Source organism: Salinibacillus aidingensis (genome assembly GCF_039522525.1).
In the GTDB taxonomy this organism is placed as follows: domain Bacteria; phylum Bacillota; class Bacilli; order Bacillales; family Alkalibacillaceae; genus Salinibacillus; species Salinibacillus aidingensis.
Genome location: NZ_BAAADO010000002.1, coordinates 116,659 through 139,943, shown reverse-complemented (window position 1 = coordinate 139,943; position 23,285 = coordinate 116,659). Strand labels below are relative to the sequence as shown.

Below are 23,285 nucleotides of genomic sequence, written 5' to 3'. Positions count from 1 at the left end.
GGTATAATCATCGGAAAGGAAATCTTCTATATTTAGAACGCAAAGAGGCAATAAGGACAGTAGTCTGTATTTGACCGACACTTTTAAACAAACGTTTGATTGAATCTAGAGTTCAGATGATATCAGGCATTTTCGGGGAGTGGAACATGTGAACAAACCTATTATCTTCATCATTACGAAAGAGATTGATTTATACCATACATTCAGGGATAAGATCCACGAAATTTTTGGTGGTGAGGTTCAGCTGCGCAGCAATCATTTTCCGCCGGTAGACTTGGAAGAGGTGGATTTGATTCTGTCATCAGGGGCGGAGGAGATTTACAGAGATATTGTAGATACTTCGAAAGTGAAGGCTCCTCTGGTGGTGGCCAATCGTTCTATTGACTTTAATAAGCTTGAAATTCTTTTTGAGTTGCCAGTTGGGACAAAGTGTCTTTTGGTAAGTAATACGAAGGAAGTAGTCTATGAATCCATGTCCATGCTGGAGCGGCTGGGCTTTGATTATTTAGATTTTACACCTTATTCTCCAGACATGGATGTCATTCCGGATGTGTGCCAAATCGATGTAGCTGTCACGCATGGGCTTAAGGACCTGGTACATGAGGGAGTTCAGCGGGTCATTGACCTTGAAAATCGGAGTCTGGATTTAAGTACTTTATTCGAAATTGCAAAAATTCTTAAACAGCCATTTGATCAGTCGAGACATATGACCATGGATTACGTAAAAAACTTTGTGCGGATTGGTCGGGAATTAGCCCAGTCGGTCCAAAACGAGCTTGAGATGAATTCTTACCTGGAGTCGGTTCTGGATGCAGCCCAGGAAGGGATTATTTTTATTAATGCTGATGGGAAGATTACCGTATTTAACGAAGAAGCAAGCAGTATCTTAGGGCTAGATGGACAAGCTTCACTTGGGAAAAACTATACGGAAGTGCTGCGGGATTTCCCCATTGAACAAGTCATGGCCAAAAAAGAACCCTTCCCTCGACAAATGATTCGGTTTCAGGGCTTAAATATTTTAACGACGATGAAACCTTTACTGCAGGATGGAACCTTTACGGGTGCAGTCCTTACATTTCAGGATGTGACCTATGTTCAGCGAATGGAGCAGGAGATACGGAAGAAAAAGTTGGATACGGGTATGACGACTAAATATACGTTTGATGATATTATCGGGCACAGCGATTTAATGAGGGAGACACGGAATTTGGCAAAAAAGCTGGCCCGCAATGATTATACAGTCCTGATTATGGGGGAGAGCGGAACGGGAAAAGAAATATTTGCCCAAGCCATTCATGAACATTCTTCACGGAGAAGTGGTCCGTTTGTGGCGGTCAATTTTGCAGGGATAACACAATCGTTGGCTGAAAGTGAACTATTTGGGTATGAGGAAGGAGCTTTCACAGGTGCATCCAGGGGTGGCAAGGCAGGATTATTTGAATTAGCTCAAAATGGTACGATTTTTTTAGATGAAATCGGCGATGCTCCTCTGAAAATTCAGGCGGCCATCCTGAGAGTTTTACAGGAAAAACAAGTCATGCGTGTGGGTGGTAACAAAATGATTCCTGTGAATGTGAGGGTCATAGCAGCGACAAATAAACCCCTCTATGACATCATCAAAGAAGGAACGTTTAGAGAAGACCTGTATTATCGACTTAATCAGTTACCCTTGGAGATACCTCCTTTGCGAAATCGGAAAGAGGATATACAGGATTTGGCAGAGTGCTTTTTGCAGAAAAACCAAATTCATATGCGGTTTACCCCGGAGGTTTTCGACAGGCTTTCTGTCTACCACTGGCCCGGAAATGTCAGGGAATTAGAAGGACTCCTCACTTATCTTTCCGTGACTGTAGATGGTGTGGAGCCTTCTGTTCAGAATCTTCCCCGTCATTTGACGATAAAAAATGAAAATACGAGTGATGTAAATAAAGTGATGAAATTGCTTGAACAGGCCGGGGACAAAAGGATTTTTAAGGAAATTCTTCAATGTCTGTCTCTATACCAGGGTGGAAAATCCGGTATTGGCCGTGTAAGGTTAAAAGCGATGATGGATCAGCCGATTACGGAAGGACAGTTACGTACGAAGCTGGAAATTTTGAAAAAGTGTGAGTGTGTACTTACAGGTGCGAAAAAGCAGGGGACAAGCATTACTGAGTTTGGAAAGCAGGTGCTTACCCAACTTTAGGGATATAGGTTGTCTTATAGGATTTATACATACCCATAAGATAACCTATATTTTGTGTTTTTGATAAAAAATGTCGAAATGGCGGTGCGTAAAATTTGGCACGATTTTTGCATTAGAAATGGTGAGAGGATTTTATACAAAAAGTGAGGAGAGATATTATTTCGTATAGCTTCAGATGCTGAAAGGGCTTGGCCGCAAGGGTATTTATTTTAATAGTAATTTTTTGAAAATAATCAATGTTCATTAAATGGAGGCAGCAACATGATTACATTAATTAAAAATGGAGAAGTTTACACGCCGGATTGTATCGGAAAACAGTCCATCTTAATTCTGAATGGGAAGATCGCTATGATTGGACATGTCGACCAGGAAGCGGTTGAAAAGATGGGAGTGGATACCGAAGTCATTGATGCTGAGGGATCCATTGTGGTCCCGGGGTTTATTGATCCTCATGTTCATTTGATTGGCGGGGGAGGAGAAGGTGGTTTTGCGACAAGGACGCCTGAGATTCAGTTGAGTGATATGATTCAGTCCGGAATTACCACAGTTGTTGGATTGCTTGGAACGGATGGTACGACCCGACATATGACGTCGTTGCTTGCGAAGGCGCGTGGGCTGGAAGAAGAAGGGATATCCACTTACATTTATACGGGTAATTATGATGTGCCCACGCCAACCATTACATCAAGTGTTAAGGACGATGTGATTTTGATTGATAAAGTGATTGGCACTGGAGAAATTGCTATTTCAGATTCACGATCTGGTCAGCCTTCTTTACATGAATTGGCGAAGCTTGCCGGGGAGTCACGGGTAGGCGGCTTGCTGAGCGGAAAAGCAGGTGTCACTCATTTTCATACGGGGCCTGGGAAAGAGTACCTTTCTTTATTACACGAACTTCTTGAAAAGTATGAGATTCCTCCGTCCCATCTCTATGCAACCCATGTGACAAGGAGTCAGGAGCTGCTTGATGATGCCATAGCACTGGCTGGAAAAGGGGCCTACGTGGATATGACAGCTGATGTAAAGACAGGGGAATGGATTACGTATTACAAGGAAAACCGCGGAGATATGTCGCGCCTCACCTTATCATCGGATGGGAATGGCAGTCTTCCAAAGTTTGATGAGGGGGGAAACCTGATTGGCTTTGGTGTAGCGAGTACGAAAACACTGTATGAGCAGGTGGTTGCGGCTGTTAAGGAACAAGGATTGCCGTTAGAAGAGGTGCTGTCTTTAGTGACAAGAAATACTGCTAAGGTGCTGAGGCTGAGGGATAAAGGCAGGATTGAGGGAAAAGCAGATGCGGATGTATTAGTGCTCAACAAAGAAACCCTGGAAATCGAGCACGTACTGGCAAAAGGCCAAAACATGCTAAAGGATCAGGAGATTGCTGTGAAGGGGACGTTTGAATAGTGGGGGTGCCTGTCACAACCCGAATTTTGTCGAAAAATATTTAAAGAGGAGGATTTTGTATGAAACGAGAGCCGAATATATTTGAGGCTTTTTCACCGATTGTTGTCATGCTGATTTTGCTTGCTGTTGGTTATGGTGTATACGGTTTTAACCCTGAACCGCTTTTAATCTTATCATCTGTTTATGCAGGAATGATTGCCCTTCGTCTCGGTTTAAGCTGGGATGAAATGATGGAAGGGATACAGGAGAAGATTAAACAGGCCATGCCGGCGATTTTAATTCTTATTTCAATTGGAATTTTAATTGGTACATGGATGATTTCAGGTACGATTCCAATGATGATTTATTATGGTCTGCAGGTCATTGATCCTACGTTTATTGTCTTAATTGCATTTGTGGTTTCAGCCATTATATCCATTGTAACCGGTACCTCATGGGGATCTGCTGGTACTGTCGGGGTTGCGTTAATGGGCATTGCGACAGGTCTTGGGGCTAACCTGCCTGCAACAGCAGGTGCCATTGTGGCAGGTGCTTATTTTGGAGACAAACTTTCACCACTATCTGATACAACAAACCTTGCTCCAATTGCGGCAGGCAGTGAGTTGTATGAACATATTCGTCATATGTTATGGACGACGGTTCCTGCAGCGATTATCAGTCTATTAGTTTATCTATTTGTTGGCTTTAATCTATCTTCAGGTAATGTAGAAACACCGGAGACTATGAATAAGATGCTGCGGACATTGGCAGAAATGTTTGAGTGGAATCTCTTATTGTTACTTCCGCCTATTATTATTTTGTATGGTTCCATTCGAAAAAAACCAACTCTTCCAACGATTATCCTTTCATCTTTTATTGCCGCGATTCTAGGGAAATGGCTGCAGGGATTTTCAGCTACCGATATTTTTTGCTTCTTCGGTTTCAGGATTTCATGTATCCATGGTTAACCAGTCTGGTTTTGATCCGGAAAGTGTGATTTTTGAAGTAACGAGACTTGTGAACCAGGGTGGCATGCAGTCCATGACTGGCGTGGTTTTAATCGCATTTAGCGCCTTTATCTTTGCGGGTATTATGACCAAGTCCGGTTCACTGGAAGTTATTATCAAAGCGCTTATGAAAATTGTCAAGCGTACGGGTGACCTGGTTCTGACAACGGTTCTCTCCTGTATTACGATGGCATTAGTCACAGGGAACTCTTACCTATCTATCATCGTACCTGGCGAAATTTACAAAGATACTTACCGTAAACAGAAACTGCTGGCGAAAAATTTATCCAGAACATTGGAAGATTCCGGTACTGTGGTAGTCCCTCTGATTCCATGGTCTTCAGCAGGTGTGTTTATGGCTGGGACCTTGGGTGTTCCGACGCTCAGCTATGCACCGTGGGCGATTTTATGTTACGTAGGTTTTATTTTTGCGATCATCCTTGGTTATACAGGTATTGGGATTGCAAAGAGTGTAAATGTGAATGAAATAGATAAGGATGAGGATGAAGTAAGTGTAAATTAAAGAATATCCAAATGGTGACAGGAACGGTCTCCAACGACTATAATGAATGTAACGATACCATTGGAGGAATCGCAATGACACATTCAATCCTGGACCAGATACAACTGAAATATCAGACACTGAGCAGGACGGAGAAAAAAATAGCCGATTATGTGATCGAGCATAATAAGGATTTGTTAAACATCCATATTCAGGAGCTGGCGGATAGAATTGATGTGTCAGTTGCGGCCATTACACGATTTTGTAAAAAGATTGATGCAACCAGTTTTGTGGAGTTTAAAATTTTATTGCGTGATGCGGTTGAAGAGACCCATGAAGCGGATGATGCGATAACGGCCGTCAATCAAATTTATGAATCCATCATCAAATCAACGAACTCTCTTACGAACATTGATGCCTACAAACAAGCTTGCGAATGGATTCTACAGGCGAACCGGATTCATATATTTGGTATCGGCAGCTCCGGTCTGTCAGCAGAGGAATTAAAGGCCCGACTCTCGAGAATGGGGATTGCCGTTGATACACATACGGATTCACATGCGATGATTATTTCGTCATCGATTTTGGATACAGATGATTTGGTGATTGCCATTTCCAGTTCGGGGCAGACAAAGGAGATTATCGATGGGATAAACGTGGCCAAGCGTAAAGGTGCGAAGGTTATTTCCATCACCAGTTATTCGGAGACTCCTCTGGCAGAAAAGTCTGATCTCATGTTATATACATCCAACATTATGCCTCACCTGGTAAAGGGATTCCTGAATAGTCAACTATCGATTCTATATTCCATTGATGTGTTGAGCATGCTGCTGCTAAGTAATCAGGAAAAAATGCACATCCACGAAAAAACGCTGCATGCACTAAATGAATATAAAAAAATTTAGGACTGGCACTTGGCCAGTCCTGTTTTCATTGTCTAAACGGGCGTTTCCGCCTTTGTTTTTTCTTACGGTCGTTTACTTGCCTTATTTACTTCTGCTGCAAATGACTTGGTAATCAGCTGCGGACGAGTGATGGCACTGCCTACCACTGCAAAATGCGCACCAAGTTCGATGGCTCTCGCTGTTTTTGCCGGGGTATCGATTTTTCCTTCCGCGACAACAGGAATGGAGACGTGCTCCACGAACTGACGAAGAAGTGAGAAATCATCATCAGCCAGACTCATACCCTCAGTATATGGGGTATAGCCAATTAACGTTGTTGATACGCAGTCAAATCCGAGCTGTTCCGCGCTTTTAGCCTCTTCTAATGTTGACACATCGGCCATGAGCAAAACATCAGGGGCATTTTCCCGTACATAACGGACAATATCCGTCAGTTTCTCATTCCCGGGACGTTGACGATTGGTCGCATCAATCGCAATCATATCCGTATCTGCTTCAAGTAATGCCTTTACTTCTTTAAGTGTGGGCGTGATATAAATCTCACTGTCTGAATAATCCTGCTTAATGATTCCAATCACGGGCAAATTGACCTGCTGTTTGATTTCCGAAATGTCGGATGGTGAGTTGGCCCGGATACCGGCTGCTCCACCTTCGTAAGCGGCCAGCGCCATTCTTCCCATGATAAAAGAGGAATGTAAGGGTTCATTATCCAATGCCTGACACGATACAATTAGTTGGTTTTCCAGTTTGTCCAGTATACTCATTGTCTATTTATCTCCTAACGCTTCTTCTACTTCATTTTTAATTCCGGTCACTTCAGGGCCGTAAATGACCTGTACGCCATTTCCGCTGGCTACAACCCCTTTTGCACCTGTTTTTGTTAAATCGTCTTTATTAACAAGATCCGATTGATTGACACTTACCCGCAAACGCGTGGCACAAGCATCGACATCTTTAATATTTTCTTCACCACCAAGCCCGGCTATAATTGCATTTGCCCGCTCAGTCTTCGTATAGGACATTTCTTCCATTTGCTCATCTTCACGACCAGGGGTTTTGTAGTTAAACTTCCTAATCATAAATTTGAATGTGAAGTAGTAAAGGAAGAACCATGGGATCCCGATAATCGGAACCATAAACCAGTTCGTCTTGTCTGCTCCCTGCAGGACACCAAACAATAGGAAGTCAATAAAACCACCCGAGAATGTCTGACCAATCGTGATTTCAAAAAGATGGGCCATCATAAAGGCTAATCCATCAAAGAATGCGTGAATGACATACAATACTGGTGCGATGAACAAGAATGAAAATTCAAGTGGCTCTGTAATACCAGTCAGGAAGGATGTCAAACCGGCTGACAGCATAAGCCCAGCTACTTTCTTTTTATTCTCCGGTTTAGCTGTGTGATAAATAGCAAGTGCCGCACCAAGCAGACCAAACATCATCGTGATATGACGTCCGGACATGAAGCGGGCCGTTCCCAAAAAGAATTGCTCAACGGATTCCGCATTAGCCAGCTGGGCAAAGAAAATTCGCTGTGTTCCTTCGATAAGTGATCCATCGATAATCATTGAACCGCCAAGACTGGTTGTCCAAAATGGCAGATAGAAAATGTGATGCAAACCGAATGGACCAAGCAAACGCAAAATAAAACCATAAATGAGTGTACCAACGTAACCTGTTGCCTCTACTAGTCCACCTAAGGAGAAAATCCCTCCCTGAACAATCGGCCATACATAAAATAAAATGATTCCTAAAAAGATGGACGCAAAAGAAGTTACAATTGGTATAAAACGTGAACCGCCAAAGAATCCTAAAAACCTTGGTAATTCAATTTTATTATAACGGTTATGCAGCCAGTAAGCTAATAGACCAAGGACGACACCACCAAATACACCCGTTTCCAGTGACTGGATTCCTAAAACCATGCCTTGGCCAGCTTCAGCAATACTATCTTCTGCCAGCTTACCTGTAATAGATAGCATCGCGTTAATTGTTGCGTGCATGACTAGAAAGCCCATTACCGCAGCAAGACCGGCTGTTCCCTTGTCTGATCTGGCAAGTCCAATCGCAATACCTACTGCAAAGATGATAGGCAGGTTCGCAAAAATAATATTCCCTGCCGAACTCATAATGGTGAAAATTGCTTGCAGCCAGGCAACATCTAAAAATGGATAGGCTTCGATGGTAGCTGCATTACTGAAAGCACCACCTATACCCAGCAGTAAACCAGCAGCAGGAAGTACTGCAATCGGTAACATAAATGATTTCCCGAACCGCTGAGCTTTTTCAAAAAATACGTTCTTCTTTTTCTTCTTCGTCATATTGTCACCCCTCCCGTTAATATGTAAACCGTTTACATTTATATAATAATATTGAAAACCATTTTTAACAAGTGGAAATTGAAAGACTTTTTGTAATTTTGGTTTTGCTGAATACGTAATGAAAGAGGAGCTCTGAATTCCACCAATTTAAAAAAACTATTGACAATCGACTGTAAGCGCTTTATATTATCTGTAACGGGTTTCATATACCCCTTTTATTTCGAACAATCTGTAACCGGTTACAGGTTAGCTTTATAAGCGGAAATTAACTATTTATAAACTGCTGAGGTGGGGTTCATGCCAACAATCAAGGACGTTGCAAAACATGCGAATGTGTCCGTTGCAACGGTATCCCGTGTACTTAATGAGAATGGATATGTTAACGAAGATACAAGGGAAAAGGTCCTGGAATCTATCAATAAATTAGACTACCAGCCTAACGAACTGGCGAGAACTCTATATACGAGACGTTCCAGGATGATTGGTTTAATCGTACCTGATATCACCAATCCCTTTTTCCCGGAACTTGCTCGTGCGGTAGAAGATGTTACGAATGCAAAGAATTATACCTTTATATTGTGTAATTCTGATGATCAGGTATTAAAAGAAAAAAATTATATTGACGTTTTAAGAAAAAAATATGTGGATGGATTTATTATTGTTACAAGTACTCTGACCAATGATCATTTGGAAGGAATCAATACTCCGGTTGTTGCCCTAGACCGTAATTTTGAACCGGATATTCCATGTGTATCAGCCGATAATTATCATGGGGCAAAGCTGGCGGTGGAACACTTACATAATATAGGCTGTAAAAAAATTGCCCATGTTGCCGGTCCTGAATTTGTGATGAATGCTCAACACCGCTTGCGGGGATATTTGGATATGGTTGCCGATAAGCCTTTCTTTTCAGAGGATTTAGTCGTTAACGGTGATTATCATTTACAAAATGCCAAGGAAGCCACAATGAATCTATTAAAAGCTCATCCGGATATTGATGGGATTTTTGTAGGGAATGATTTGATGGCTGTTGGGGTTTTAAAAGCAGCGGAAACCCTTGCTATTAAAGTTCCTGATCAATTATCAATCGTTGGCTTTGATGGAATCACTTTAGGTGAGACGACTTCTCCGGCTTTAACAACAATAGCCCAGCCCATTTATGATATGGGAGCTAAAGCAACGAACTTGTTGATGGATATGATTGAGGGCAAACCAGTTGAGGAGACTGAATATACATTTCCTGTTCAATTGGTTGAGCGTGAATCAGCAAAGAAAGGAATGATGCTTAGTGAATAGCCCTAAGGTTACAGTTGTAGGAAGCATCAATATGGATTTCACAGTGCAAACGGAGCGAATGCCTAATCAGGGAGAAACGGTTTTAGGCTCCGGATTTGCTACATATCCTGGCGGGAAGGGGGCAAATCAGGCAGTAGCTGCTGCGCGCTTAGGAGCAAAAACGACGATGATTGGTGCTGTTGGCCAGGATATTTTTGGAGACCAATTGATAAAAAACCTGGATGATAACGGAATTCTTACGGACAATGTGAAACCGGTTACAGACGCTGAAACGGGTACTGCCCACATCATACTATCTGAACGGGATAATCGAATTATCGTTAATTCGGGAGCTAATTTCTCAATCACAAAAGAAATGATTCAAGCCTATAAGGATGTTCTGAAAGATAGTGATGTTATTTTATTACAATTGGAAATTCCGATGGAGGCTGTTATTGAAGCGGCCAAAATAGGGAAAGACGCGGGGGTTAAGGTTGTATTAAATCCAGCCCCATTCCAGCCCATTCCTAATGAGTTATTAAACTTAGTTGATTACATGACTCCTAATGAGTATGAATCCGTAGAGCTGATGATGCAGATAGAAGATCCCGATAGCTTTAAGCAAAAGCTGATTATCACAAAAGGAAAGGATGGTGTTGAAATTTATAAAAATAGCCATTCAGATCCACTGCTGATTCCTGCATATCGGGTGGAACCTGTAGATACCACTGGTGCTGGTGACTCATTTAATGGGGCTTTTGCTTTTCAAATAGGCCAGGGGGTTCCTGTTGAAAAAGCATGCCGCTTTGCTAATGCTGTTGCTTCACTCTCTATTACAAAGCAGGGAGCACAAGCTGGATTACCTTCTATGACAGATGTTGAAAGCTTCTTAAAGGAACAGGAGGAGATGGATTATGAAAAAGCACGGAATTTTGAATAGCGACATTTCAGCCATTTTATCTAAACTGGGACATACGGATCAGATAGCCATTGCAGATTGTGGTTTACCGATTCCCGATCATGTACCAAAAATCGATCTTGCTTTAAAGCTTGGTCAGCCATCTTTTGTCGATGTTCTTCATGAGGTTCTGGAGGATATGGAGGTTGAAAAGATGATCTGGGCTGAGGAGATTAAGGGTAAAAATACGAAACTGCACAATCAAATGGAAAATAAACATCAGCAAATTCCTTTTGATTATGTGTCACATGAAGAATTAAAAGAGGCTTGTAAAAATGTGAAAGCGGTGATTCGTACAGGGGAGTGTACCCCGTATGCCAACGCTATTTTACAGTCGGGGGTTATTTTTTAAAAAAGGTGGTGAATAGATTGCCTGAACAGCCATTTGTAGAAATGAAAAATATTCATAAGGGCTTTTTTGGAAACCAAGTGCTTAAGGACGTTCATTTTGAAATTAAACCTGGTGAGGTTCATGCCTTAATGGGGGAGAATGGGGCAGGAAAATCAACACTCATTAAAATATTGACGGGAATTTACGCACGTGATGAAGGTGTTGTTAAGGTTAAAGGCAATGAAGTTCATTATTCCAATCCTAAAGAAGCTGAAAATGACGGAATTGCTGTTATTCACCAGGAGCTTAATATCATCCCGCATTTAACGGTTGCTCAAAATATGTTTCTTGGAAAGGAATTAAAAGTTGGAAAAACCGGATTTCTTCGAGAGAGGGAAATGAAGAAGCAGACGAAAGATAGCCTTCAACAATTAGGAATCGATATCGATCCTGATATGGAGGCAGGGGAGCTATCGGTTGGAAAGCAGCAAATGATCGAAATTGCCCGGGCTCTTTCGTCTAATGCCGAGTTGATCATTATGGATGAGCCAACAGCGGCTTTAACGAACCGGGAAATTACTTCCTTGTTTAAAGTTATTAAACAGTTACGTGAACAAGGTGTAAGTATCGTTTATATCTCACATCGTATGGAAGAAATATTTGAGATTTGTGATCGTATTACCATTTTACGTGATGGTGAGTATGTCGGTACAAAGCTGATTTCAGAAACAAATTTTGAGGAAGTCGTTAAGATGATGGTTGGTCGCGAATTGGGAGAACGTTTTCCGGATCGGAACGTAATGCCAGGTGAAATAAAGCTTGAAGTCAAAGGATTGGCTCGGGAAGGATGGTTCGACAATATTTCCTTCCAGGTTCGTGAAGGTGAAATTCTTGGTGTCGCGGGTCTGATGGGAGCTGGAAGAACAGAGATTATGGAAGCTGTATTTGGAGCAAGAAAGCGCTCCAAAGGTGATATTTATCTGGATGGAAAACGTCTATCCGTTAAACATCCTGCTGATGCAATCAGGGAAGGTATTGGTTTTATCACTGAAGATCGTAAACAGGAAGGGCTTGTGTTACCGTTCAGGATTCAGGAAAATATGTCCATGGCAAATTTTAAAGCGATTTCAAATTTGGGATTCATTTCAAATCATAAGGAAATTGAAATGGTGGATAGATTGATAGAAAAGTTAAGTGTTAAAACAACCGGACGTAATCAGTCTGTGAAGTCACTAAGTGGAGGGAATCAGCAAAAAGTTGTGGTTGGTAAGTGGCTCGGTATTGATCCCAAAGTATTAATTCTGGATGAGCCCACACGAGGTGTCGATATTGGGGCTAAAAAAGAAATCTATCAAATTATGAATGAGCTTACTGAAAATGGTGTGGCTATTATTATGGTTTCTTCTGAACTACCTGAGATTCTCGGGATGAGTGACCGGATTGCGGTTGTTCGTGAAGGTGAATTAGTCACAATCCTTAACAGGAATGAAGCGGATCAGGAAAAAATTATGCAGGCCGCAACGGGAGGGATGTAACATGAATAAAAGTATAACATCTTATTTATCAAAGCTTGGTCCAATGATAGGGCTTATTCTACTCATACTTGTTCTGGCATTTACAAGTGATGACTTTTTTACATTAGATAATATTTTAAACGTACTCCGTCAGGTATCCATAAATGCCTTAATCGCATTTGGTATGACCTTTGTTATCTTAACCGGTGGAATTGATTTGTCAGTCGGCTCCATTCTTGCACTGGCTGGCGCTCTTACAGCCGGGATGCTGGCATCTGGCGTGGATCCGATTTTGGCCATTCTTCTGGGTGTTTTATCTGGAGGTGTGATGGGGGCATTTAACGGTTTAATGGTAACAAAAGGTAAAGTTGCTCCATTTATTGCAACACTGGCAACCATGACGATTTTCCGGGGACTAACTCTAGTATATACAGAAGGTCGTCCAATTACCGGATTATCAGAGAGTTTTACATTTGAAATGATAGGTAAAGGTTATGTATTTGGGATTCCTTTTCCTGTAATTATGATGGCGGTTTCTTATATCGTATTGTACCTTATATTGAAAAAAACTGTCTTTGGCAGGCAGGTATACTCGGTTGGTGGGAATGAGGAAGCTTCTATTTTATCAGGAATAAAAACAGACCGAGTGAAAATCTGGGTATATGCCATTTCTGGTATATTCTCTGCAGTGGCAGGTCTCATTCTAGTGAGTCGTTTAAATTCAGCACAGCCTACAGCTGGTACGGCTTATGAGCTGGATGCCATTGCTGCTGTTGTTCTTGGAGGAACTAGCTTAACCGGTGGACGGGGATGGATTTTTGGAACACTTATAGGGGCTCTTATCATTGGGGTGCTAAATAATGGATTAAACCTCATGAACGTATCCTCGTTCTTCCAGCAGGTTGTCAAAGGAGCTGTCATTCTATTAGCCGTATTACTGGATCGTAAGAAGGCTGCATAACTGGTTAAAAAGTGTATTTTGACACTTTTAATATAAAAAATTTTATGGGAGGGTCAATCAATGAAAAAGTTATTAAAGCGTTTTGGGTGGTTACTTGTTGTGGTCATGATTTTTGCTGGGTGTTCAACACAAGCTCCAGGTTCAGATGATACTTCGGAAGGTGGCGATGAAGGTAAGGACGATACGTTAACAGTTGGTCTTTCAGTATCAACACAAAATAACCCATTCTTCGTTACCTTAAAAGAGGGGGCTGAAGCTGCTGCAGAGGAACAAGGTATTGATTTAACGGTAGTTGATGCTCAGGATGATTCGGCTAAGCAGGTTAGTGATGTAGAAGATTTAATTCAACAGGGTGTAGACATTCTTCTTATTAACCCTACTGATTCTGCAGCTATTGTTTCTGCTGTTGAGTCAGCTAACAGTGCTGATATCCCGGTTATAACTGTTGACCGCAGTGCTGAAGGTGGAGACGTTGTTGCCCACATTGCTTCAGATAACGTTAAAGGCGGTGAAATGGCAGCAAACTACATCGTTGAACAGATTAATGGAGAAGGAAAAGTAGTAGAATTAGAAGGAATCCCTGGTTCTTCAGCTGCCCGTGAACGTGGAGAAGGCTTTCATAATGTAGTGGATGAGGAAGAGGGAATTGAAATCGTAGCAAAACAGACGGCTAACTTTAACCGTTCTGAAGGGCTTACGGTTATGGAAAACATTATTCAGGGTACAGATCAAATCGATGCAGTCTTCGCTCATAATGATGAAATGGCTTTAGGTGCACTGCAGGCATTAAGTGCAGCTGGTCTTGAAGATGTTACTGTTGTAGGATTTGACGCAACAGACGATGCAGTTAAGGCTGTTGAAGAAGGAAGACTGGCAGCAACAATCGCCCAGCAACCTACATTAATTGGTGAGAAGGCCATTGAAACGGCTGTAAAAGTATCCAAAGGGGAAAGTGTAGACGAGTTTATTCCAGTTGAGCTATCGCTAGTTGAATAGTCGTTTGTTTAACTGCAAAATGATAGAAAAAGTGATGGGCTTAAGCTCATCACTTTTTTTCGGGCGTCGGGGGTGGTGCCTGTCACGACCCGAAAAATCTTGTTTCACGGAATGTTTCACAAATGGTTGTGTCTTTCCCAGTTTATATAGCTTGTTAATCTGATTGGGATTTGACATAATTCGGATAGTGACAGCACGTATTGGAAACAGGCACACGTATGGAAGGAGGTCCATGATGAATCAAAACAAACACTTAACCCAGAACCAGAAATTCAAAATTGCCCATCGCGAGGCTCTCATCGGATGTGCTTTGGCTTTATTTAACTTCATCTGGTGGTATGGGTTCGCGTATGGTTTAGGATCAGCTTCCCCGGAGGAATATACATTTGTTTTTGGCTTTCCGGCGTGGTTTTTTTACAGCTGTATCCTGGGATTTATCGTTATGGTTCTTTTGGTTTGGGCGGTTGTGAAGTTTGTCCTTAAGGAAGTTTCCTTTAACGAAGAAGATGAGGATAGGGAGGAGGAGAGGTCCTCATGAATTGGGGAGTCATGATTCCATTGCTTTTATTTGTCATTATTGTTTTTTTAATAGGGATTTGGTCCAATCGGAAAATGGCGGGATCTTCATCCTTTCTAAGTGATTATTTTATCGGCAGTCGTGAATTTGGCGGGCTTGTCCTGGCCATGACGATGGTTGCTACATATGGAAGTGCATCGAGTTTCCTGGGTGGTCCGGGGGCTGCGTATTCTATTGGACTTGGCTGGGTGCTGCTGGCGATGACCCAGGTGGCGACAGGATATTTTGTTCTATTAATATTGGGGAAAAAGTTCGCAATCATGGCCAGACGCTACAAGGCAGTTACATTAATAGACTTTTTGAAAGGGAGATATAATAGCAAAGCCGTTGTTATTCTGTCTGCTATTAGTATTATTGTCTTTCTATTTTCCGCTATGGCCGCACAGTGGGTTGGCGGGGCACATTTGATTCAATCCTTAACAGGCCTGTCCTATGTCTCGGCTTTATTTATTTTTTCTATATCAGTCTTACTATACGTCACCATTGGCGGATTTCGGGCCGTAGCTTTAACGGATACGATTCAGGGGATTGTCATGTTTTTTGGCACATTAATTTTACTTATCGCTGTTGTCGCTGCTGGTGGAGGTCTGAATAATATATTTTCGGATTTAATGGCGGAAAATCCAAATTTAGTAACTCCGTATGGACAAGACGGTCAGCTTAGCTCATTTTATGTATCTTCATTCTGGATTCTCGTTGGAGTTGGTGTCGTCGCCTTACCACAAGTAGCTGTACGGGCTATGTCCTATAAAAATTCGAAGTCGATGCACCGGGCGTTGCTGATTGGAACCGTTGTTGTTGGATTTATCATGTTAAATATGCATTTAATCGGCGTATTTGCCCGTCCGGTACTGCCCGGGATTGAGGTGGCCGATCAGGTTATCCCGCTAATTGCTCTTGAGGTTTTACCGCCGTGGCTGGCTGGGATTATATTGGCAGCGCCTTTAGCAGCCATGATGTCCACCGTCGACTCCCTTCTTCTATTGGTCAGTTCTTCGGTTGTAAAAGATTTATATATCAATTATATGAAACCGGACGCAACAGAAAATCGAATCAGGAAAATCAGTATGGGGATAACAGCAATCATTGGGGTGATTGCCTTTCTACTATCCATTCATCCACCAGAGCTGCTCATCTTCCTCAACCTATTTGCATTTGGAGGTTTAGAAGCTGCGTTTATCTGGCCACTTGTTCTGGGACTTTACTGGAAGTCCGCCAACAAATATGGAGCCATAACATCGATGATTGCCGGAATAGGCTCCTATATAGGTATTCATTTTTACAATGAAGCGAATGGGAATCTATTAGAGGTGCATACCGTTACGATTCCGGTGGTTGTTTCACTTGTTGTATTTGTAGGGGTTAGTTTGATTTTCAGGCATGGTGGTGCCTGTCACGGCCCGGATTTTGTCGAATGATATAAAGTAGTTTTTGTAAATTAACAGAGGGTGAAACGAGCAGTTTTCATCCTCTGTTTTTTTATGTTTTATTAACGGAAGGGAGCTTGAAACACTTTGTGAAACAAGATTATTCGGGCGGTGGCAGTACCTTATTTTAAATTTTATGAAAATTATGATAAAATGACGTATTAGATAATAAACATACAATAGCCAGGGGATGTTGTCTCTATGAATGGTAAAAAGAAGACTTCAACCATTTCACATGAATATAAAGTTATTAATGGCGTAAAAAACATAGTCAATTTTGTAAGCGATTTCAAACAATTATTTACAAAAGGCTTAGAGTTACAGAGGATAATCAAGCATTATTTGAAGCCTTTTAATAAATTCAGAGGAGGTTAAAAATTCATGTCATTATTAAACCAAACCATTGGCGAACTACTCGAAAAGGAGGCCATGGAACATCCGGACCGGGAAGCCGTCGTATATCCTGAGAGTGGTTTAAGGTGGTCGTATCAACAGCTGGATAAATTGTCCAGCCAGGCTGCCAAAGGGTTTATGTCTTTAGGGATTGAGAAGGCCGAGAATATCGCAATTTGGGCAGATAACCAGCCCGAATGGATTTTATCCCAGTTTGCCTCGGGGAAAATGGGGGCGGTTTTGGTAACCGTAAATACGAATTACCAGGCGGCTGAGCTGGAATACCTGCTTAAGCAATCGGACACTACGACTCTGATTTTGACAGAGTCCTATAAAGATTCTTCCTATATTGATATTCTAAATGAAGTTTGTCCGGAGTTAAAGCATAGTGAGAAGGGGGAGCTGAACTCAAGTAAATTGCCTAACTTAAAAAATATCATCGTGATCAGTGAGCATAGCTATGACGGCTGTTATACCTGGAAGGAAATCATGGAAAAGGGGCAGTCGGTTACTGATGAGAGCCTTTTGGAGCGGAAGGACAGTTTGCACTATGATGAAGTGATTAATATGCAGTATACATCAGGTACGACCGGCTTTCCGAAAGGTGTGATGCTGTCCCATTACAATATTGTCAATAATGGGAAACAAGTGGCTGAACGCATGAATTTAACCGGGGAGGATCGCTTATGCATTCCTGTTCCTCTTTTCCACTGTTTTGGCTGTGTGATGGGGACGTTAGCCTCTATATCTCAGGGGGCAACGATGGTCATGGTCGAGCATTTTGATGCAGAAAAAGTTTTAAGAGCTGTCGATCAGGAAAAATGTACCGCATTACATGGCGTTCCAACAATGTTTATTGGCGAGCTCAATCATCCTTCCTTTGATCAATACGATTTGAGTCATTTACGCACCGGTATCATGGCCGGATCCAATTGCCCGATTGAGGTGATGCGGTCGGTCATGGATAAGATGGGAATATCGGAAATCACCATCGCTTACGGGCAGACTGAATCCTCTCCAGTTATTACCCAATCCAAAACAGATGATCCCATTGAACTCAGAGTCAGTACAGTCGGGAAGGCCCAGCCGAATGTGGAAGTAAAAATTGTCGATCCCGCCACGAATGAAACATTGCCTCCGAATACACCCGGCGAGCTTTGTGCGAGAGGCTACCTTGTGATGAAAGGCTATTACAACAATGAAGAAGCGACGAAAAACACCATTGATGAGGATGGCTGGCTTCATACCGGGGACATCGGCATCATGGACGAAAATGGCTATGTGGAAATTACAGGACGAATCAAGGACATCGTGATCCGCGGCGGTGAAAATATCTATCCAAGGGAAATTGAAGAGTTCCTGTACACGCACCCCGACGTTCTCGATGTTCAGGTCATTGGAATCCCGGATGAAAAGTACGGGGAAGAATTAATGGCATGGATTATTCCTAAAGAGGACTCAAGCGTAACAGAGGAAGACGTCCGTGAATTTTGTAAAGGAAAAATCTCAAGACACAAAATCCCGAGATACATCAAATTTACAGAAGAATACCCAATGACAGCCAGCGGCAAAGTTCAAAAATTCAAGCTTCGGGAAAAGGCGAAAGAAGTCCTTGCTTAGGTTGGTGCCTGTCACCACCCGATTAATCTTGTTTCACAGAATGTTTCACGGCTTTAAATAGAGGCTTATCCCCTGATCTTAATTAGGGAGGTGAGCCTCTTTTGGTAATTCGACAAAATCCGGGTGGTGACAGGCACCTCCCCAATATATCGCATATTTCATCATAGTATTTTTTGATGTATACTATACTCATACAATATGAAGATGTAGAAAGGCGGATATCCATGCCAATACCTGCAAATTATGCCAAACATGCTCGGCAGTCTGCGAAGGAATATGCGTTTACACAGATCCAGCAGTGGATTATTGATGGAACGCTCCTTCCAGGTGAAAAATTAAATGATAAGGAGCTGGCAGATGCATTAGGAGTTAGCCGGACGCCGATTCGTGAATCCTTGCAGCTCTTGGAAGTACGGGGGTTTGTCAAAATGTATCCTGGGAAGGCGACACAGGTAACCGAAATTGAACGGGAGGCCATTAAAGACTTGCTCCCTCCACTGGCCGCATTACAGTCATTAGCTGCAGAACTGGCGATTGACCACATGACAACAGATCAGCTTGCCCAACTTGAAGCCATTAATGGACGCTTCGCACAAGCCATCCACTCCAATAACAGCTATGCGGCGCTGAATGTTGATGAAGAATTCCACCAGCTGATTGTCGATATCGCAAATAACCCTTATATCCAGAGCAGTCTCGAGTCTTTGCAGGCGCATGTTCACAGACATTTTTTCTATAACTCTATCATTTTGACGGAAGAATCCATTGATGAACACAAGTCGATTATTAACCTAATGAAACAAGGTGACAAAGAGAAGGCGGCATCCATCATGAAAGAAAACTGGCTTCGAACCTTGCCAAGGAGTTTCAGTCAATAAAAAGCAGGCCCCCTCGATAAGGAGGAGGCCCGCTTTTTTTGTCTATGGTTTGAAGTTTTGAGTGTAAAGCCATGTGCAGCTTCAGCGCCCAACGAAAACCGATACTTCCCTCATCGCTAGTCGCTAACCAGGCGATTCCGAATTTGTTAACATATTATGATGCATGAAGCTCAGCTGCTTTTTGAAAACGGCTGATCACACCGGTGACTGCAATGACGGCAACTGCCGGCAGCAGCCATCCGAGTCCCTGATTGTACAACGGTAATGATTGTTCATAGAAGTTTACAATCGGCTGCATCCAACCGAAATACTCAATTCCCAGTGATTGACAGAGTGATTTAAGTCCATCAAAAATACTGATCAAGAACGTCGCTGTAATCGTTGCCGCATAAACAAGACGTGCATGGTTAAACAATGGCGACAAAAATGTCAGGAGCATGAGTACAATCGCCAGTGGATACAGGAACATGAGAACCGGCACAGAATAAGTGATAATGTTCGTCAATCCAAAGTTTGCGATGACAAAGGTTAAGGTTGCAAAGAAAACTACCAGTGCTTTATAGCTGATTTTCGGAAACAGTGTGTGAAAATATTCCGCATTGGCGGTCGTTAACCCGATGGCAGTGGTCAGACATGCCAGTGTAATCGTAACCGCAAGAAGAATGGATCCGAACGTTCCAAAATAATGGGATGCGGCGTTACTTAGAACTGGTCCGCCATTTTCAAAGATTCCGAATACCTGTGTGCTCGTTGCTCCTAAATAGGCAATGCCGACATAAATCATTCCGAGCAGCAAGATGGCGATACTGCCCGCCTTTACAGTGATCCTGAGAACATCGGCATTGGATGTAACACCTAAGGAGCGGATCGCATTTATGACAATAATACCAAATACCAGCGATGCCAGTGCATCCATGGTGTTATATCCTTCAAGGAAGCCAGTGATAAATGCTCCGCTAGAATAAGCTTCCTGAGGTGCTTCCATTGCTCCGATCGGATTAACGATTGCTGTAATCAAAAGAACCGCAAGCAGAACAACGAGTCCAGGTGCCAAAAACTTCCCGATATTATCAACAAGCTTTGCAGGCTTTAATGAAAATAAAAGTACGATTGCGAAAAACACTAATGTAAAAATAAATAGGGCGATCTGCTGTGAAGACTCACTTACAAAAGGTGATATACCAATCTCAAATGCCACCGTCCCTGTACGAGGAGAAGCGAAAAATGGTCCGATTGTTAAATAAAGCAGTGATGTGAAAAATACAGCATAAACCGGGTGTACACGGCTTGAAAGCTCCTGGAGATTTCGACTCCCTGAAAAACTCATAGCGATAATTCCAAGCAGCGGCAGCCCTACTCCTGTAATTAAAAATCCAAATGTTGCCGACCAGACGTTAGTACCAGCATTCTGGCCGAGGTTTGCTGGAAAAATAAGATTGCCAGCTCCAAAAAATAATGCAAATAACATGACTCCAATGACTGCGTAAGACGAAAAAGACAGTTTCCCTTTCATGATAAGTGCCCCCTTTGGTGCTAAATAATGGATTACCCATATGCAATATATCGATGGAATCTATAATACTATTCTCCGTGTCGAAATGCAATATATTACTTAGAATTTTTTGATTATTTCATACTTAGGTGCCTGTCACCACCCCGTGTCACCGCGCGCAGGACATGGGGACAGGTACACTGTCCCAGGACAGAGAAACGCAACAAAGCAGACAGTCCAGAAGTCTTGGGCGCCATCTATCACTGACCCAGCTATATTGTGATACATTTTGTGAAACAAGATTTTTCGGGTTGTGACAGGCACCATCCTGGCCCGCTAAAGATTTTAGCGATGCAGTCGATATTAAATGAGGAGCTGAAAAAATTCATCTGTACCTATTACGGCGAATTGTTAGCGTTTGTACTGTAAATGGGTGGAGAAAAAAGAAAACTTTTAACAAAACAAAATTATTTAAATTGAGGAAATGAGGAGATAGATAAACATTAATACATATTTAGATAGATTGATTTATGCATATAGAAACTTTGGTAAAAAGGCACTGGAATTTCATCTCCAGACCTTTTATCACGCATTAACTGGCCGTATAACCCCCACTTCAAGTCTTGAGGGTAACCCAACAAGACTAAGTGGGGGGATAAACGGCCAGTAAATTCCTGATAAGTTCAACTAACCATCAGTGGGGGATGGAGAAACCCCCACTGATGGAAGTTTCACTTTATCAACAAGAAAAGACAGAGGTGACATCCTATGAAAAATCTAAAAGTATTCAACTTTAAAAGCATTAGATCAAAACTTTTCGCAGCTTTTTCAACGATTATTTTATTCGTTTTAGTATTGGGAATCACAACGTTAATTTTCAATCAAAATTCGAATGATAAAGTAAAAGAGTTAAATGATGATCATTTAAATTCATTAGTGAAGGCGGAAAAGATTGCATTAAATATGTCCCAGCGAACCAATTTGCTGCGGGGATTTTTGTTATATGAAGATGAGACATACAAGGAAAAATTTCAAAATGGTATAGAAGAGAGCATTGCTTTGGAAAATGAGTTGCTGGAACTGGATAAGTCCGGTAAGGTTCAGGAGCTGATTGATCAGAAAATCGAATGGGGTACCCTGACAGATCAGGTGTATGCGGAGTACGAGAAGGGCAATAAAGAAAGAGCTCTGCAAATTATGGAAACTGAGGTTCAGCCGCTGTCAGATGAATTAATTCAATCCTTTGAAAAACTGGCGATTGAACGCGAAGAACAGATGAATCAAACAGGAAATGATATCGTAAATGCGAGTAGTGCAAATGGGAATATTAGTCTGATCATTATGATTTTGGCTGTCATTTTTGGAATCCTGATTGCAGCACTTCTCTCCCGAAGCATGACGAAACAGCTTAAGACGGTTATGAATCGCATGAAAAAAATTGCAGATGGGGATTTATCCGACGAAAATTTACAAGTGGAATCCAAGGATGAAATCGGCCGGCTTGTAGAGTCTACGAACGATATGAGTCAGAATATGAGGGAACTTTTAGGTAAAATTCATTCTGTATCTGAGACTGTGTCTGCTCATAGTGAAGAACTTACACAGTCCGCAAATGAAGTCATGAGGGGTACAGAAAAGGTCTCAGCTGCAATGGAAGAAATCGCTTCAGGAGCTGAAAATCAGGCGAATCATGCCAGTCAAATGGCGGATAATACAACAGCTTTCTCTACTAAATTAAGAGAATCAAATGAGGACAGTGAGCTAACCTATGATGCCTCGAAGCAAGTTTTGAATATGACGAATGATGGAAGAAAGCTGATGAACCGATCTGTAAATCAAATGAAGTCCATTTACTCCATTTTTGATCAATCGGTTGAAAAGGTAAAAGGTTTAGATGCCCAGTCGAGTGAAATTTCAAAACTAGTAACCGTCATTAAGGATATTGCAGACCAGACAAATCTCTTAGCGTTAAATGCTGCCATAGAAGCTGCCAGAGCAGGAGAGCATGGGGAAGGATTTGCTGTAGTAGCTGATGAAGTTCGGAAATTAGCTGTACAGGTGTCTGATTCTGTCACAGAAATTACGACAATTGTAGGCAGCATTCAGGAAGGATCCTCAACCGTGGTTCAATCACTTGAAGATGGTTATGCTGAAGTGGAAAAAGGAGCAAATGAAATTCAATCGATGGAGGAAACCTTTGAGACCCTTCGTATAGCCATCGATGAAATTGCTGCCAGTATCGGATTTGTTACGAATAATCTTACGGAGATGGCTAATTCAAGTCAAAAAATGGATGCTTCTATTGAAGAAATTGCTTCTGTATCTGAAGAGGCTGCATCGGGAGTGCAGGAATCAGCCGCTGCATCACAGCAGACAAACAGTACCATGCAGGAGGTAACCGCAAGTTCTGAGCAGTTATCACAGCTTGCAGAGGAGTTAAACGGTCTGGTGCGTCAGTTTAAAATGTAAAAAACTACTCTTACAAATCGAACAGGAAAAGCCTTTTGATTGCTGTTATAGCAGTCAAAAGGCTTTTATCTTTTCTAAGGCA

At 42.0% G+C, this 23,285-nt stretch carries 20 protein-coding genes; 17 read left to right on the top strand and 3 right to left on the bottom strand.

The window, feature by feature from the left end; all coding sequences use genetic code 11:
• The first annotated feature begins 148 nt into the window (after window positions 1-148).
• The 5 genes from ABD006_RS04435 to ABD006_RS04415 all read left to right on the top strand — a co-directional run bounded on the left by ABD006_RS04435 (window position 149) and on the right by ABD006_RS04415 (window position 5,988).
• Entirely contained in the window at window positions 149-2,185 is a 2,037-nt protein-coding gene (locus tag ABD006_RS04435) for a sigma 54-interacting transcriptional regulator (protein WP_343838055.1), read from the top strand.
• Between the two features lie 261 nt (window positions 2,186-2,446).
• Window positions 2,447-3,595 carry a beta-aspartyl-peptidase gene (gene iadA, locus ABD006_RS04430; RefSeq protein WP_343838053.1) on the top strand — a complete coding sequence of 383 codons (1,149 nt, stop codon included), beginning with the start codon at window positions 2,447-2,449 and terminating at the stop codon, window positions 3,593-3,595.
• A 59-nt stretch (window positions 3,596-3,654) separates the two neighbouring features.
• On the top strand, window positions 3,655-4,542 hold the full coding sequence (locus ABD006_RS04425) for a Na+/H+ antiporter NhaC family protein (RefSeq protein WP_343838051.1): 888 nt from the start codon (window positions 3,655-3,657) through the stop codon (window positions 4,540-4,542).
• Window positions 4,535-5,104, top strand: coding sequence for a Na+/H+ antiporter NhaC family protein (locus ABD006_RS04420; protein WP_343838049.1), 570 nt, complete (start codon window positions 4,535-4,537; stop codon window positions 5,102-5,104). The genes ABD006_RS04425 and ABD006_RS04420 overlap by 8 nt, the downstream gene beginning before the upstream one ends.
• A 74-nt stretch (window positions 5,105-5,178) precedes the next feature.
• Window positions 5,179-5,988, top strand: coding sequence for a MurR/RpiR family transcriptional regulator (locus tag ABD006_RS04415; RefSeq protein WP_343838047.1), 810 nt, complete (start codon window positions 5,179-5,181; stop codon window positions 5,986-5,988).
• Window positions 5,989-6,050: 62 nt separating this feature from the next.
• On the opposite strand, the gene ABD006_RS04410 is transcribed toward ABD006_RS04415, so the two are convergent.
• Window positions 6,051-6,746 (bottom strand): N-acetylmannosamine-6-phosphate 2-epimerase, encoded by a 696-nt coding sequence (locus ABD006_RS04410; protein WP_343839005.1) that lies wholly within the window; start codon window positions 6,744-6,746, stop codon window positions 6,051-6,053.
• A 9-nt stretch (window positions 6,747-6,755) separates the two neighbouring features.
• Window positions 6,756-8,312, bottom strand: a complete 1,557-nt coding sequence (gene ptsG / locus ABD006_RS04405; RefSeq protein WP_343838045.1) for a glucose-specific PTS transporter subunit IIBC — start codon at window positions 8,310-8,312, stop codon at window positions 6,756-6,758.
• A gap of 297 nt (window positions 8,313-8,609) precedes the next feature.
• Here ptsG and ABD006_RS04400 point away from each other — a divergent pair, with 297 nt between their 5' ends.
• From ABD006_RS04400 to ABD006_RS04350, 11 genes are all read left to right on the top strand, one after another.
• Window positions 8,610-9,608 carry a LacI family DNA-binding transcriptional regulator gene (locus tag ABD006_RS04400; protein ID WP_343838043.1) on the top strand — a complete coding sequence of 333 codons (999 nt, stop codon included), beginning with the start codon at window positions 8,610-8,612 and terminating at the stop codon, window positions 9,606-9,608.
• A complete protein-coding gene (gene rbsK, locus ABD006_RS04395; RefSeq protein ID WP_343838041.1) occupies window positions 9,601-10,527 on the top strand; it encodes a ribokinase in 927 nt (308 codons plus the stop codon). The genes ABD006_RS04400 and rbsK overlap by 8 nt, the downstream gene beginning before the upstream one ends.
• On the top strand, window positions 10,502-10,897 hold the full coding sequence (gene rbsD, locus ABD006_RS04390; protein WP_343838039.1) for a D-ribose pyranase: 396 nt from the start codon (window positions 10,502-10,504) through the stop codon (window positions 10,895-10,897). The genes rbsK and rbsD overlap by 26 nt, the downstream gene beginning before the upstream one ends.
• Before the next feature lie 41 nt (window positions 10,898-10,938).
• Complete coding sequence (locus tag ABD006_RS04385; RefSeq protein ID WP_425542193.1) at window positions 10,939-12,411, top strand: sugar ABC transporter ATP-binding protein; 1,473 nt, start codon at window positions 10,939-10,941, stop codon at window positions 12,409-12,411.
• Between the two features lies 1 nt (window position 12,412).
• Window positions 12,413-13,351 carry an ABC transporter permease subunit gene (locus tag ABD006_RS04380; RefSeq protein ID WP_343838035.1) on the top strand — a complete coding sequence of 313 codons (939 nt, stop codon included), beginning with the start codon at window positions 12,413-12,415 and terminating at the stop codon, window positions 13,349-13,351.
• A gap of 60 nt (window positions 13,352-13,411) precedes the next feature.
• On the top strand, window positions 13,412-14,347 hold the full coding sequence (gene rbsB / locus ABD006_RS04375) for a ribose ABC transporter substrate-binding protein RbsB (protein ID WP_343838033.1): 936 nt from the start codon (window positions 13,412-13,414) through the stop codon (window positions 14,345-14,347).
• A 235-nt stretch (window positions 14,348-14,582) separates the two neighbouring features.
• The gene (locus ABD006_RS04370) at window positions 14,583-14,885 is read left to right on the top strand and encodes a YhdT family protein (protein WP_343838031.1); all 303 of its coding nucleotides are present in this window, start codon (window positions 14,583-14,585) and stop codon (window positions 14,883-14,885) included.
• The gene (gene panF / locus ABD006_RS04365) at window positions 14,882-16,342 is read left to right on the top strand and encodes a sodium/pantothenate symporter (protein ID WP_343838029.1); all 1,461 of its coding nucleotides are present in this window, start codon (window positions 14,882-14,884) and stop codon (window positions 16,340-16,342) included. Before ABD006_RS04370 ends, panF begins: the two co-directional genes overlap by 4 nt.
• Before the next feature lie 210 nt (window positions 16,343-16,552).
• Window positions 16,553-16,726 carry a hypothetical protein gene (locus ABD006_RS04360; RefSeq protein WP_343838027.1) on the top strand — a complete coding sequence of 58 codons (174 nt, stop codon included), beginning with the start codon at window positions 16,553-16,555 and terminating at the stop codon, window positions 16,724-16,726.
• A gap of 6 nt (window positions 16,727-16,732) precedes the next feature.
• Window positions 16,733-18,364 carry an AMP-binding protein gene (locus ABD006_RS04355; protein WP_343838025.1) on the top strand — a complete coding sequence of 544 codons (1,632 nt, stop codon included), beginning with the start codon at window positions 16,733-16,735 and terminating at the stop codon, window positions 18,362-18,364.
• A gap of 224 nt (window positions 18,365-18,588) precedes the next feature.
• Window positions 18,589-19,242, top strand: coding sequence for a GntR family transcriptional regulator (locus ABD006_RS04350; protein ID WP_343838023.1), 654 nt, complete (start codon window positions 18,589-18,591; stop codon window positions 19,240-19,242).
• A 154-nt stretch (window positions 19,243-19,396) separates the two neighbouring features.
• Here ABD006_RS04350 and brnQ read toward each other — a convergent pair whose 3' ends face one another.
• Window positions 19,397-20,755 (bottom strand): branched-chain amino acid transport system II carrier protein, encoded by a 1,359-nt coding sequence (gene brnQ, locus ABD006_RS04345; protein ID WP_343838021.1) that lies wholly within the window; start codon window positions 20,753-20,755, stop codon window positions 19,397-19,399.
• A 747-nt stretch (window positions 20,756-21,502) separates the two neighbouring features.
• Here brnQ and ABD006_RS04340 point away from each other — a divergent pair.
• Window positions 21,503-23,203 (top strand): methyl-accepting chemotaxis protein, encoded by a 1,701-nt coding sequence (locus ABD006_RS04340; RefSeq protein ID WP_343838019.1) that lies wholly within the window; start codon window positions 21,503-21,505, stop codon window positions 23,201-23,203.
• The last annotated feature ends 82 nt before the right edge of the window (window positions 23,204-23,285 follow it).

What these genes read in the sequence shown, in the direction of transcription:
- iadA (WP_343838053.1), top strand. Translation starts at nt 2,447, where the DNA reads ATGATTACATTAATTAAAAATGGAGAAGTTTACACGCCGGATTGTATC.
- ABD006_RS04415 (WP_343838047.1), top strand. Translation starts at nt 5,179, where the DNA reads ATGACACATTCAATCCTGGACCAGATACAACTGAAATATCAGACACTG.
- ABD006_RS04385 (WP_425542193.1), top strand. Translation starts at nt 10,939, where the DNA reads ATGAAAAATATTCATAAGGGCTTTTTTGGAAACCAAGTGCTTAAGGAC.
- ABD006_RS04420 (WP_343838049.1), top strand. Translation starts at nt 4,535, where the DNA reads ATGGTTAACCAGTCTGGTTTTGATCCGGAAAGTGTGATTTTTGAAGTA.
- ptsG (WP_343838045.1), bottom strand. Translation starts at nt 8,312, where the DNA reads ATGACGAAGAAGAAAAAGAAGAACGTATTTTTTGAAAAAGCTCAGCGG.
- brnQ (WP_343838021.1), bottom strand. Translation starts at nt 20,755, where the DNA reads ATGAAAGGGAAACTGTCTTTTTCGTCTTACGCAGTCATTGGAGTCATG.
- ABD006_RS04400 (WP_343838043.1), top strand. Translation starts at nt 8,610, where the DNA reads ATGCCAACAATCAAGGACGTTGCAAAACATGCGAATGTGTCCGTTGCA.
- ABD006_RS04350 (WP_343838023.1), top strand. Translation starts at nt 18,589, where the DNA reads ATGCCAATACCTGCAAATTATGCCAAACATGCTCGGCAGTCTGCGAAG.
- ABD006_RS04340 (WP_343838019.1), top strand. Translation starts at nt 21,503, where the DNA reads ATGAAAAATCTAAAAGTATTCAACTTTAAAAGCATTAGATCAAAACTT.
- ABD006_RS04355 (WP_343838025.1), top strand. Translation starts at nt 16,733, where the DNA reads ATGTCATTATTAAACCAAACCATTGGCGAACTACTCGAAAAGGAGGCC.
- rbsB (WP_343838033.1), top strand. Translation starts at nt 13,412, where the DNA reads ATGAAAAAGTTATTAAAGCGTTTTGGGTGGTTACTTGTTGTGGTCATG.
- ABD006_RS04370 (WP_343838031.1), top strand. Translation starts at nt 14,583, where the DNA reads ATGAATCAAAACAAACACTTAACCCAGAACCAGAAATTCAAAATTGCC.
- ABD006_RS04380 (WP_343838035.1), top strand. Translation starts at nt 12,413, where the DNA reads ATGAATAAAAGTATAACATCTTATTTATCAAAGCTTGGTCCAATGATA.
- ABD006_RS04425 (WP_343838051.1), top strand. Translation starts at nt 3,655, where the DNA reads ATGAAACGAGAGCCGAATATATTTGAGGCTTTTTCACCGATTGTTGTC.
- panF (WP_343838029.1), top strand. Translation starts at nt 14,882, where the DNA reads ATGAATTGGGGAGTCATGATTCCATTGCTTTTATTTGTCATTATTGTT.
- rbsD (WP_343838039.1), top strand. Translation starts at nt 10,502, where the DNA reads ATGAAAAAGCACGGAATTTTGAATAGCGACATTTCAGCCATTTTATCT.
- ABD006_RS04360 (WP_343838027.1), top strand. Translation starts at nt 16,553, where the DNA reads ATGAATGGTAAAAAGAAGACTTCAACCATTTCACATGAATATAAAGTT.